The sequence below is a fragment of the Methanosphaera sp. BMS genome, assembly GCF_003268005.1.
In the GTDB taxonomy this organism is placed as follows: domain Archaea; phylum Methanobacteriota; class Methanobacteria; order Methanobacteriales; family Methanobacteriaceae; genus Methanosphaera.
The window spans coordinates 1,327,270-1,340,699 of the sequence record NZ_CP014213.1 but is presented as its reverse complement, the minus strand read 5'-3'; the positions used below and the strand labels follow the sequence as shown (position 1 = coordinate 1,340,699).

Sequence of the window (13,430 nt, the reverse complement as noted above, 5' to 3'; positions counted from 1 at the left end):
TTAGACAATGCTGATTTATAGTTATTATTAAAAACCATAATTAAGAAAATTGATTGCAAGAAAAAGAAACGATTAAAAAAAATATTTAAAAAAAGGGAAACCGTTATCCTTCGGTTTCATTAGTAATATCAACTATAACAGGTGTATCGCTACCACTGTCAGAGCTACTACTTCCACTATCTGTGTTAGCTGAACTGCTACCACTATTATCATTATTGCTGCTGTCACCAGTTACTTCACCAATATATGCTCCACCGGTAATCTGACCTGTTTTGGTGTTTACTTCGGTCTCACCAACGAGCTTACCATTCTTATACTGTCCGTAAACATTATACACTGTACCGTCAACAATAAATGAACTGATAAATCTGGTTGATGTAGCACCCATTTGAATACCTGCACTACGGGCAACACTATAAGCATCTATCGTAGATTGACTACCTGCATTCTGGCCGGAACCACCGGTTGATGCAGTTGATGTGCCGGTTGAGGAACCACTTGAGGATGAACCTCCATTTCTTGTTGAAGATACCTTATTGTTCTGTTTAGAACTGCTTTTATAAGAACTTTTTTTTGCAGTTTGCTTATTCTTATTTGAACTAGCACTATTTGCTGAGTCAGCACCGATAACAGAATCTACACTATCACTAGCACCGGCTTCAACCTGTAATTCAGGTTCAACATCCGTATATGAATTGGTTAAATTATTTGTATTATTTATTTGATATGTTGCAGCAACCACTCCTACTAATGCAACGATTGCTATTGCTAATATTAATTTAGTATTCATACTAACCTCCCTATTTACTCAAATTAACAAATTCAATCATATATATTCCACTGTATATTATATATGTAAATATACTAAATAAAGTATTCTATAATTTTGTTCATGATACTATTTAAATACTTTCGTAATTAATTAAATGGTACTCCAGTACTTATCAATCCCGCTTCACATTTATATTACTTAAAGGTTATAACATAATATATGCAAAGAAAAGGTTTTGTGAATCTGCCGTTACATACCGATCATACACCGCGGTGGCTATGGCATAGGATGGTAAAGTTATCGGGGGCCATTACGGAGGTCATACTGGAGGAGTATGGACATGAGGAATTTTTAAACAGAATATCCAATCCATACTGGTTTCAGGCATTCTCATGTGTTATAGGATTTGACTGGCACTCCTCGGGTACAACCACTACAACATGCGGTGCATTGCGTGCAAGCCTGAATGCCGAAGAACATGGCATAGCGGTTCTAGGTGGTAAGGGTAAAAATTCACTGAAAACTCCCGGACAACTGCTCAGGATGGGGGATGAATTTAACTTATCTGATAAGACAACAGATTACTTGGTCAGGTCATCAAAGCTATCTGCAAAGATTGATAACTCCTGCATACAGGATAAGTACACATTATATCAGCATAACTTCTTCTTAACGGAGGAGGGCAGTTGGGCCGTAGTCCAGCAGGGTATGAACCTGGACAACAAGTATGCACGCCGTTATCATTGGATGAGCACGGATTTGGACGAATTCCTCTCAAGTCCGCACACTGCGATTGAATGTGACAAGAAAGAACCGGATACATTGGACATGTCAAGCAAGGATAGTAGGGAGGCTAGGGACATAAGCGTTGACTTGATAAACGATAACCCTGAACATCTACGAACATACTTTAAAAGAAAGGATCCTAAACAGACATTATTAAGCGACTACTTCAACCTTGACTCTACGGATGATGATCCCACTTCATTTAACAATCAACCGAACTTTACCATGCCCTCACATCATCCAGTACTGGATATGGACTTATCCGATAGGGAATTTGAAGTACTCAAGAATGCTTATGAAGTACAGCCCGACAATTACAGGGAACTGATATCCCTCAAGGGAATCGGGCCAAAGAAGATAAGGGCACTTGCACTAATCAGTGACCTGGTATATGGTAAGAAGGCAAGCTGGGAAGATCCCGTTAAGTATAGCTTTGCCCATGGGGGAAAGGACGGCTTCCCATATCCTGTTGACAGGGAGGTATATGACCATTCTATACAGACAATCAAGGATTCCCTGGAGCAGGCAAAGCTTGATAATAAAGAAAAGCATGATGCCATAAAAAGATTGACAAAGTATATACAGTAATGTAATGATAAATAAATATAACAATTTAAAAACAAAAACAAAAGGTGAAAATAATATGGATTGTATGGAAGCTCTAAAAACAAGAAGAAGCGTAAAGAAATTTACCGATAAACAGATAAGCGATGATGATTTGAGGGAAATATTGGATGCCGCATGTAATGCCCCTAGTGGTATGAACCTTCAATCACCAAAGATAATTGTTATCCAAAGAAAGGATATCATTGAAAGATTCTCCAAGTGGAACTTGTCCTGTTTTCCTGATGAAATACAAGAAAAGTTGGGTGATATTGATCCGTTCTATAATGCTCCAACACTTTTGATAGTTCTTGCCGATAAGAATGTACCTACATGTGTCGAGGATGCGTCATTAACCATTGGCAATATATTGAATGCAGCAACGGCATTGGATATAGGGTCATGTTGGATTCACAGGGCTCGTGAAGAATTTGATTCAGTACAGGCCAAGGAATTGCTTAAGGTATGGGGCTTATCAGAGGATTATATAGGTGTTGGCCATGTGGTATTGGGTTATCCTGCAGATGACTATGAAGTACCAAAAAAGAGTATAAAAGAGGATTATGTTATATTTGCCGATGAACTTTTATAGTCGTCCATCATGAGAATTTTGATTTTAGTTTCCACGTGGTGGATGATTCCACTTCTTCTTTAAATTTTTTTAATTCATTGTTTTCTGTTTTCAACATCTCGATTTGATTATTTAATGATTCTATTTTTTCTTTGAGTTTTTTTATCTCATACTCATAATCTTCATTCTGGAAGATGACCTGTCCTACTTCCATGGCCATTTTCTTATAATCGTTTGTTTTGGCATCTAATTCATCTTGGATTATCTTATTGGTGGTTTCTAATTCCTTTATTCTATTTTCCAATTGTTCTATTTTCTCTTCTGTCATGTTATTATATCTGTATCTTGTTAAGTATTTATTTTATCAGGATGTAATTTTAGGCTTACCTAAATATATATAGTAGTTGTTATATAATTATTACATAGTGCTGATTTTTGTAAGAAATTAATATATTGATTAAAAAACAATTTCCATTTCAATAAAAATTAAATAAAAATAATTATTCAAATCTATTCATGAAAATACGCTATAACATATTTGAATAAATAAATCAAAAGGAGGTAAATAAAACAATGTCACAAATCATAGAATTTAAGAACGTAACAAAAGAATACATAATAGGAACAAATGTACTCAAAGCTGCAAACAATCTTAACTTCACAATAGATGAGGGAGAGTTCGTAGTAATACTGGGACCATCAGGAAGTGGAAAGTCAACACTGCTTAATCTACTTGGAGGACTGGATAAACTAACAAGCGGTACCATAACAGTAGACAATGAGGAAATATCTAACTACAATGAAAAACAACTAACACAATATCGTGCAGATAAAGTAGGATTCATCTTTCAATTCTACAACCTCATACCAAACCTAACGGCAATAGAAAATATAGAACTAATAAATGACGTGATAGATAACAAAATAGATGGCATCAAATACCTAAGGCAGGTAGGCCTCGAAGAACACGCCAATCAATTCCCATCAGAACTATCCGGTGGAGAACAACAAAGAGTATCCATAGCAAGGGCAATATCCAAACAACCTGCACTGCTATTATGTGATGAACCTACAGGTGCACTGGACTCCAATACAGGATACCATATAATCGGCATGCTTCTAAACTTAGCCAGAGAACATAAAACAACGGTAATCATAGTAACACATAACAACCAACTGTCATACCTGGCAGATAAAATAATACACATCAAAAATGGACAAATAGAAGATGTGGAAATAAACCGAAATCCAATGGACATAGACCAGATAGAGTGGTGATACAAATGCTAATTAGAAAGATGCTAAGGGACATGAAAGAACACAAAATGCAATTTATATCAATATTTCTCATGTCCTTTCTAACACTCATGATCTATGCCGGCGTAGGAGCAGAGGCAACGGGAATACAACAAACAGTCGATTCATTCTACCAGGACAACAACATGGCAGATATATGGGTATACTCTGATAATATAAATAACACCACCTTAGATAAAATAAAAAACATGGATTCAACCGATGATGTTGAACGACAACTTGTAATAAGTACCACCGCAGAGATGGACTCGAATCCCACGGTGAAGCTTCACTACATAGAATCAAACAAGATATCCAAATACCAGGCTGTAGAAGGACAGAACATAAATCTCGATGATGAGGATGGAATATGGATGGACAAAAGATTTGCAGATGCCCATAATCTAAAGATAGGAGATAACATAACTCTCAAATACAATGGATTAAACATAGAAAAGACCATACGCGGACTGGGTTATTCACCAGAATACGTATATGAACAGTCAGATGAAAGTATAATACCTGACTTTAAACTACAGGGTTTTGCCTACGCATCATACAAGGCATATCCAACAGACAACATCCCATATACGACGCTATTGATAAAAACAAAAGACACACCTGAAAAGTATCAGGGTAAATTGGATGACAATGTAAAGCTTAAAAACTACACGTTCCTTCCATTCAAGGACCATACCAGCGTACTGCAATTCCAGTCTGAAATCGATCAGCATAAGATGCTTGGAAGCATGTTTCCGGTGATATTTGTAGTGGTTGCCCTACTGACCTTAATAACCACAATGACACGTATAGTATCACACCAGAGAACACAGATTGGAACATTAAAGGCACTTGGTTTCAGTAACAAATCACTCATATATCATTTCATATCCTATGGATTATATCTTACGGTAGCCGGAAGCGTTCTCGGATTGGTAATAGGCGTAAACTCTTTACCATACCTATTCTATCCATCAATGAGTTCATTCTACACACTTCCCGTATGGAAATCCGGATTTGATATCTCATTTGTATATGTTGCATTACTCTTGATAGTTATATCAGTATTGTTCACATATCTATCCACAAAAAACATCGTAAGACAAACGCCCGCAGAGACATTGGAACCTAAGCCACCAAAGATATCCGGCAATTCAATACTTGAAAAAACGGTAATATGGAAAAAGTTGGGATTCAATGCCCGCTGGAATATCCGTGACATCAAAAGAAACAAGATAAGGTCTCTTGTAACGGTCGTAAGCATAATCGGTTGTACAATATTATTAATCTCCGCATTTGGCATGTCGGATGGGATGAATGACTTAAAAACATGGCAGTATGGAACTATCAATCACTATGAAACCCAACTTATAATAGAGGAAAATGCAACGATAGCCCAAGTTGATGACGTGACAAAAAAGGTCAACGGAACACAGATAATGACAAAACCCATAGAAATAAGGGCCAATGATATCAAAAAGACAGTAAACCTAAACGTATATAACGACACCTCACTTATCACACCGACAGATGAAAAAATGAAGGCGATGAAACTGCCTCATGATGGTGTAACATTAACCAGAAAAACAGCAGAAATACTGGGAGTGGATAAGGGGGATAGTATCCAGTGGAGATTATATGGAGAAGACAAGTGGATTAACTCCATCATTGATGAGATTAATGCAGATCCATCCAATCAGGGAATAACCATCAGTCAAGATAAATCGGATAAACTTGACATAAATTTCACACCAACGATGATTGTAACCAGAAACGCTGTTAATGGTAGTTACGATGGAATATCCGCCATATTTACCATTGACGACTTACAAAAAAGTTGGGATGATATGATGGAATCTGGTAATCTGTTAATAGCAATACTTCTTATCTTTGCATTGCTGCTTTCTATAGTGATGCTCTATGGCCTGGGAATTTTATCTTTTACTGAGGTTGAAATAGATCTTGCTACCCTGAAGGTTTTGGGTTTTACCAGCGGCATCATACGTAGGATGTTTCTAGCCCAACATATATTCCTGGCATCAATCGGATTTATCCTGGGAGTACCCCTGGGCTATAAGGTCTTGAGGGTAATCATGGACTCATCGGGGGATACGTTCTACTATCCCATAAACTATAACCTGCCGACGATAATGATAACATTTGTTTGCGTAATAGGTTTAACCATAGTAGTTAACTTATTGTTAAGTCGTAAAATCAAGGAGATTGACATGGTCGAATCCCTGAAAAAATCAAGGGAATAATTTTTTCCTTTATCCTTTTTTATTTTTGAATAGTGATTAACGGCCTTTTTTTCATTTATGGTAATATACATAATTGATTTCTTATAAACAATTACTGACAAATACTCTTTTATATAGTTTGACTGTTTATCGTATTTTTTAATATGTTGTAATTATGCTAAAACTTATTATATATTTGATACATAGATTTAATTGTTTAATTAAAGATAATTAAACACAATTTACAAAATTGTTAAAAACTTATAAAACTTAACTTATTTGTATTGATTTTAAGGAGTATTAATCAGTACATTTAAGGTATTTATGAAATGGAGTCACATCTATTTCTATTATATCCTATAATGTTTAATAAAGAGTTCTTTCTCTTTATTATTCATTCAAAATAAAACTTGTTTTTTCATTAATTATGCTTCTATTATTGTCCAGCAAATTATATGTATTACTTATTATATAATTTATTATTACAACTATTATGATTAACAAATACATATTAAAAGATTTTATCACGGACTTTGAAGACCTGATAAGAAAAGAGAAAATAAACAACAAGCAAATACGTGGACGAATAACAGACATCAAAGATGACATCATAGGTGTATCATTATACAAATCATCCAAGATAGCTCAAAACACAACAGTGGAGATAAATAAAATACAGGGCATCATACTTAAAAACAATAACAAGAACTTGAAAATAAAGCTAAACAATAAGTCATCATTCTATAAAAATCAGGAAATAAAAATAAACAACCTCCAAAATGATATTATAATACTTAAACTTGAAAATTTGCTTACAGCAATAAAGGACAATAAGCTTAACCAACAAAATATTGAAGTTTTAGAGGCACTGCTTGATGATTATAATAACAGATATGACGACAAACAATGCAATGTAAAATCATTGAACCAGCGACAGCAGTTGGCATTAAACAGTTCCATCTCAACAAGGAAGTTTCATATAATCAAGGGGCCGCCCGGAACTGGTAAGACCCATTCCATTGTGGAAATAATAAAATACCTCTACAGTAACAATTATAGAATTCTGATTACAACACACACCCACATAGCCATAGACAACATCTTGGAAAAGCTGGGCGACTTGCCCGAGGACAATATTCTACGAATAGGAAATAGGGATAAAATAAATCCTAAACTACACCACTACCATATCGATTCTAAGTTAAAAAAACACCCATCATTTCCAATCATCAAGGACCTTGAATTGCGGAATAAATTGTTAAGAGAAGATCAAAGTAAATACGAAAGATTATCTGTTGATGATGAATATATGCTGGTAAAGAAAAATAATCATCACTCACTAATTAGAAGAATAATATCAAAATTCTATCACCTCGATAATAATGAATATAGCCTTCGAAATATCGACACTAAATTAATCAGAAGCAATATTATTGAAGAGATATCTAAAAATAATGATAGAATAGATGAAATAAAGAAAATAATAACAACGGATGTATATCAACATGCACAAATTATAGCATCCACTGTACTATCCTCTTCATCAGCACTGACCAAGGACATGGAATTTGATTACGTAATCATGGATGAGGCAAGTCAAGTACCAACATACCTGGCATTAATAGCACTGCTTAAGACAGATAAGTTCATACTTATAGGAGATGACATGCAACTTCAGCCCATCACCATAAATCATGATTCAATACTAACAAAGTCAATATTCAACCATATGATAGAAAAATATCCCGATGATTACACATTTCTCAATATACAATACCGTATGAATCCCCAGATATCTGACATATCAAGCAAACTCTACTATAACAACCGACTTAAAAGTCATGAAAAAAATGTATATAAAAAACTGGTATTAATCAATGACAATCATCTGCTGCTTGATGAATCACCAGTAACGCTCATCGACACATCAAACGTGGAATACTATCAACTGAATACCGACGGCGGATGCATCAACGAATATGAGGCAGAACTGGTCATGTCAATAATCGATGCACTTATTATAAATGAAATATCATGTGATGAAATAGGTGTGATAACACCCTACAAAAAACAGAAAATGTATATCAAGGGATTGCTTGAAGATAAGCAATTGGATATAGAATGTGATACAATATACAGATTTCAGGGAAGAGAAAAAGATGTTATATTAATTTCATTCTGTAAAAGTTCAAGAAGACTTCTGAATGATTTTCAAAAAAAGTTTTTATCCCAGAAGAATCAGTTAAACGTTTCAATAACAAGGGCTAGAAAAAAGTTGATAATTATAGCAGATAGGTCATTGTTGGATGGTGCCACCAATATGAATAATCTGTTCGATTCGATATCCCTATTTGACACCATCTTCTTGGAGGATTTATTCAGTTAATTCCTCTGCTTTCTCTGCGGCAACTAATTCCTTGACCTCTTCAGGTATTCTGTTAAATAGTCTGTCGATTAGGCTCATGTTTTCCAGCTTACCCATAGCATAGGAGTATTTTTCCAATTTTTTCAATGCTTCGTTTAACTCTAATTGCTGTTTGTTCAATACTTCCTGTGTATGTTCCTTTTTATTTACTGCCTTCTTGTACTCGGAGAGCTGGTTTTCATATTGGGCTTCTGAATCTACAAGATTCTGTGTAAGCTGATTATTTTCTGTCTGTAATCTTTTTCTTTCTTTTTTAAGTTCTTCGATTTCTTCAAGGTTTTTCTTTTTATCTTCCTTAAGGTCATTTACCTGTTTTTGAAGAATTTCATTATTCCTATTTGACTTATCAATGTTTTGTTGTAGAAGTTTTTCCTTATCGTTTATATTTTGGATATCCTTTTCATAGTCATTTAACTGTAGTTTGGCACTTGTTTTCTCATCAGTTAACTTTTTATTCTCATATGAAAGATTTTCATTGATTTGGGTTAGTTCATCTATTTTTGATTCGAGTTGGGATCTGTTGTTTTGTGACTGTTGTTTCATGTTGTTTATTTCATTATTCTTATTGTTGTTGTCTTCTTCAAGTCTTTCGACTTCTTTGTTTAAGTGTTGAATTTCATTATCCTTATGTTGCATTTGGGAATCTAATTGTTGAATTTTATTCTGGGCCTCTTTTTCGTCTAATTTAAGTTGGGTATTTTCCTGTTTTAAATTGTTTATCGTATCTCTTAACTCTTCTTTTTCATTAGGGTCCTGATCTATATTGTTTACATAGTTTGTTATTGCTGTTTCTATTGCTTCGCCCTGTTTTTTATAGGTTGTGCCATATATCTCTTCTATCCTATTTTGAAATTGATCCCATAATGAATTTTTTATTTGTATAGTTTTTCGTATAATTTTATCTTCAGACATTTTTATCAGATTCCCATTTTATATTGATTTTATATTTATAGTTAATATTATTTTAATGTTGCTTTTCATGTTGACTTTGTATCAGTTAAATATATATACTATAAAAAATATAACAATTGTTATATAATTTTTTGAATGAAAATTATATTTCTTAAAATGATTATACTTAAAAAATAATAACTTATAAAATACATTTTAAACATAGATTAATAAAGACAAAAGAAACAAAAAGAAGTGATATAATGGCGTACGAAATAAAGAATAAAAAAAATATTGCCACAATAGGGCTGCATGTAGGACAAGAAGAAACCGACAATAGCGGATCAAGAGCAGTACCTATATACCAAACAACATCCTACGTATTTGACGACACCCAGCAGGCTGCAAATAGATTTGCCCTACAGGAAGGTGGAAACATATATACAAGGCTGACAAATCCAACCACGGAAGCCTTCGAAAAAAGAATGGCTGCAATTGAAGGTGGAACAGCAGCATATGCTACATCATCTGGATTATCCGCAATATTCTATGCTATAATTAACCTGACTCAAGTAGGAGATAATATTGTATCAGCAGATAACTTATACGGTGGAACATTTGAATTATTTGAAAACACATTAAAAGATTTGGGAAGAGAAGTAAAATTTGTAGATTCACAGTCACCGGATGAATTTGCTGATGCTATAGATGAAAAAACACGTGCAATATATGTAGAATCCATTGGAAACCCGAAACTTGACATACCTGACTTTGATGTAATCTCCGAGATAGCACATGAAAACGGCATACCATTAATAGCAGACAATACCGTAGGAATAGGATCAGTCAGACCATTTGACCACGGTGCAGACATAATAGCAAGCAGTGCAACAAAATACATTGGAGGACACGGAACAACACTCGGTGGTATCATCATAGAAAAAGGAGAATTCAATTGGGACAATGGAAAATTCCCTGGATTAACACAACCCGATGAAACATACAACGGATTAAAATTCTATGAAACATTTGGTCCTGCATCATTCACTACAAGAATAAGAGCAGTACTGGGAAGAGATACCGGAGCTGTACCAAGTCCATTCGGTTCATTCTTACTCCTGCAGGGACTTGAAACACTTAGTTTAAGGATTGAAAAACATGCAGAAAACGCTTTAGCAGTAGCTAAACACTTGGAAGCACATCCAAAAGTAGCATGGGTAACCTATTCCGGACTTGAAAGCAGTCCAAACCATAAAATAGCATCAAAATATGCGGAAAAAGGTTATGGTGGAATAGTCTCCTTCGGATTAAAATCAGGATATGACGGAGCAATCCAATTTATAAACAATACTGAACTATTGTCCTTACTGGCTAATATAGGTGATGCAAAATCATTGGTAATACATCCAGCATCCACTACACATTCACAGCTTACCGAAGAACAACAACTAGCTACTGGTGTAACCCCAGATTTGATTAGATTCTCTGTTGGAATCGAAGATTTAGAGGATATACTGGCTGATGTGGACCAGGCATTGGATAAAATCCAATAATTATACAATACTTTTTAACCTCCCACCTACCTTTTTTTTCAATGATTTTTTCAAAAAAATACTTTAAAAATATATACCATGAAATAAATAAAGATTATTAATAGAAAATAAATTAATAGGGGTGAGAACATGAGCTATGGAAAATCGATAGGTATGATAAAAACACAATATTGTCATTTGGAAGAAGATTTGGAATTGGAAATTGGTACAAAATTAAAAAAACCTACAATTGCATATGAAACATATGGAACTTTAAATGATGAAAAAAGCAATGTAATATTGGTTTGTCATCCATTTACCGGAAGTGCACATGCTGCCGGCTGGCATGATGGTGATGAAAAGCCTGGCTGGTGGAATTCCATAATAGGACCTGGTAAACCTATAGATACAAAAAAATATTTTGTCATATGTTCTAACGTTATCGGCAGTTGCAAAGGATCAACAGGGCCTAGTGACATAAATCCAGATACAGGTGACTTTTATGCATTGGATTTTCCAATAATCACCATTAAGGATATGGTTAATGCACAAAAAAAGTTACTAGACTATCTTGATATTAAATATATCTTTGCTATCATTGGGGGTTCAATGGGTGGTATGCAAACATTACAATGGGCGGTATCATATCCGCACATGATACGCAATGCTATTGTAATAGCTGCTGGAGCCTACTCTACTACTCAACAAATAGCATTTAATGAGGTTCAACGTAGAGCAATACTTGAAGATCCATCTTGGAATCAAGGTAAATATTACAATACCAATTCCTATCCGGAATATGGATTATCATTAGCAAGAATGATTGGACATATCACTTATCTCAGTAATGATTCGATGCGTGAGAAATTTGGTAGACGTCTTCAGGACAAAGATCAATTTAGCTACAACTTTGATACGGAGTTCCAAGTTGAAAGTTACCTTAAGCACCAAGGATTTTCATTTACTAAACGCTTCGACGCCAATAGTTACCTTTACCTTACTAAAGCATTGGATTACTTTGACTTGCGTGTTAATAATTCCCTTGAGGAAGGACTTAAACATATCAAATCACGTATGCTAATTATATCTATATCATCTGATTGGCTTTATACACAAGAACAACTTGAAGAAATTGTAATGGTACTTAATTCACTTAACGTCGATGTATCCTATTCTAAGTTAAATTCTGAATATGGTCATGATGCATTTCTTATTGAAAATGGTCAACTGAATTATATCTTATCAAATTTCCTATCAAAGGCTCGTGTTAAAGATGTCATGTCTAAACAAGTTCTCACACTATCAGTGAATCAGGGAATTAAAGAGGCAGCTGAATTAATGTTAAATGGGAATAAAACACACATACCCGTACTTAATGACAAAAATCAATTGATAGGTATAGTAACTGCTTGGGATTTATCTAAAGCAATTGCTACTGACTCAGATACTATTGATGAAATAATGACTAAAGATGTTTTAACTTGTTATGAAGATGACTCAATTTATGATGTCTCTTCCAAGCTTAAAGAACACAATATTTCTGGTTTACCTGTAATTGATCGTGACAATAATGTAATAGGTATTATTACAACTGCCCATCTCTCTAATTTGATTTATAAGGATTAATATATTTTATTCCTTATTGAATCATTATTGATTTTAATATTGACATTTTTTTTATGTTGACTTCTTTGTTTCATTTGACCTAGACTGTTGTAATCTATGGAATCAAATGTTGAGTCAATTTTTATCATGTTGTATTTCATATTTTATTATTTATTCTTTGATGTATTTAAAGGTTTCTATGTTGAAGTGATATTTTCATTATGTTGACTTCACTTTTTTTATGATGAATTTATATTTTTTCATGTTGTTTTAATGTTGTTTTCTTAAAAAATTCAGATTCAGAAGTTTACTTATTTTAATGTTACTCTTATATTTATTTCTATTTTTTTAGCATTATTTATTATTTTTATATAATTTTATTGGTATATTGTTCAATGTTGAATTTTAATTTTTTCTACTTATGAGTGATGAAATATGTTGCATTTCAATGATGAAATGATGTAATTATGATGAATTCAATGATGATTAAAAATAATTATGTTGACATTGATTTTTAGTAATGTTTCATAAAAAAAGTTATGTTGAATTTAATGAAACATCCATGTTGACTTAATTTTTCAATGATGAATTTGTATTTTTTTAATGTTTATTTTATGATGAGTTTTAATAATCATTAAGAAAATATTATTGAAGTTAATGATGTATTTCAACCTAATAAAAAAATTGTAAAAATTGCTTTGTTGATATG

10 protein-coding genes are annotated in these 13,430 nt (G+C 33.6%); 7 read left to right on the top strand and 3 right to left on the bottom strand.

Annotated elements, in window-relative coordinates; genetic code table 11:
* Positions 1–103: 103 nt before the first annotated feature.
* On the bottom strand, positions 104–790 hold the full coding sequence (locus tag AW729_RS04820) for a hypothetical protein (RefSeq protein ID WP_112124041.1): 687 nt from the start codon (positions 788–790) through the stop codon (positions 104–106).
* A 201-nt stretch (positions 791–991) separates the two neighbouring features.
* On the opposite strand from AW729_RS04820, the gene AW729_RS04815 reads away from it, so the two are divergent.
* Positions 992–2,146 (top strand): DUF763 domain-containing protein, encoded by a 1,155-nt coding sequence (locus AW729_RS04815; protein WP_112124040.1) that lies wholly within the window; start codon positions 992–994, stop codon positions 2,144–2,146.
* Between the two features lie 55 nt (positions 2,147–2,201).
* Positions 2,202–2,753 carry a nitroreductase gene (locus tag AW729_RS04810; RefSeq protein WP_236951266.1) on the top strand — a complete coding sequence of 184 codons (552 nt, stop codon included), beginning with the start codon at positions 2,202–2,204 and terminating at the stop codon, positions 2,751–2,753.
* 7 nt (positions 2,754–2,760) lie between these two features.
* Here the strand turns inward: AW729_RS04810 and AW729_RS04805 are convergent, their stop codons facing one another.
* Positions 2,761–3,060: a hypothetical protein gene (locus AW729_RS04805; protein WP_112124039.1), complete on the bottom strand. Its 300-nt coding sequence runs from the start codon at positions 3,058–3,060 to the stop codon at positions 2,761–2,763.
* Between the two features lie 245 nt (positions 3,061–3,305).
* Between AW729_RS04805 and AW729_RS04800 the strand changes: the two genes are divergently transcribed.
* The 3 genes from AW729_RS04800 (at position 3,306) to AW729_RS04790 (ending at position 8,654) form a co-directional block, all read left to right on the top strand.
* Entirely contained in the window at positions 3,306–4,010 is a 705-nt protein-coding gene (locus AW729_RS04800) for an ABC transporter ATP-binding protein (protein ID WP_112124038.1), read from the top strand.
* A 5-nt stretch (positions 4,011–4,015) separates the two neighbouring features.
* Positions 4,016–6,289 carry an ABC transporter permease gene (locus AW729_RS04795; RefSeq protein WP_112124037.1) on the top strand — a complete coding sequence of 758 codons (2,274 nt, stop codon included), beginning with the start codon at positions 4,016–4,018 and terminating at the stop codon, positions 6,287–6,289.
* Positions 6,290–6,761: 472 nt separating this feature from the next.
* The gene (locus tag AW729_RS04790) at positions 6,762–8,654 is read left to right on the top strand and encodes an AAA domain-containing protein (protein ID WP_112124036.1); all 1,893 of its coding nucleotides are present in this window, start codon (positions 6,762–6,764) and stop codon (positions 8,652–8,654) included.
* On the opposite strand, the gene AW729_RS04785 is transcribed toward AW729_RS04790, so the two are convergent.
* Positions 8,643–9,605 carry a hypothetical protein gene (locus AW729_RS04785; RefSeq protein ID WP_112124035.1) on the bottom strand — a complete coding sequence of 321 codons (963 nt, stop codon included), beginning with the start codon at positions 9,603–9,605 and terminating at the stop codon, positions 8,643–8,645. The genes AW729_RS04790 and AW729_RS04785 overlap by 12 nt on opposite strands.
* Before the next feature lie 242 nt (positions 9,606–9,847).
* Between AW729_RS04785 and AW729_RS04780 the strand changes: the two genes are divergently transcribed.
* Both AW729_RS04780 and AW729_RS04775 read left to right on the top strand, forming a co-directional pair.
* Positions 9,848–11,137 (top strand): O-acetylhomoserine aminocarboxypropyltransferase/cysteine synthase family protein, encoded by a 1,290-nt coding sequence (locus AW729_RS04780; RefSeq protein ID WP_112124034.1) that lies wholly within the window; start codon positions 9,848–9,850, stop codon positions 11,135–11,137.
* Positions 11,138–11,266: 129 nt separating this feature from the next.
* Entirely contained in the window at positions 11,267–12,742 is a 1,476-nt protein-coding gene (locus AW729_RS04775; protein ID WP_112124033.1) for a homoserine O-acetyltransferase, read from the top strand.
* Positions 12,743–13,430: the final 688 nt, after the last annotated feature.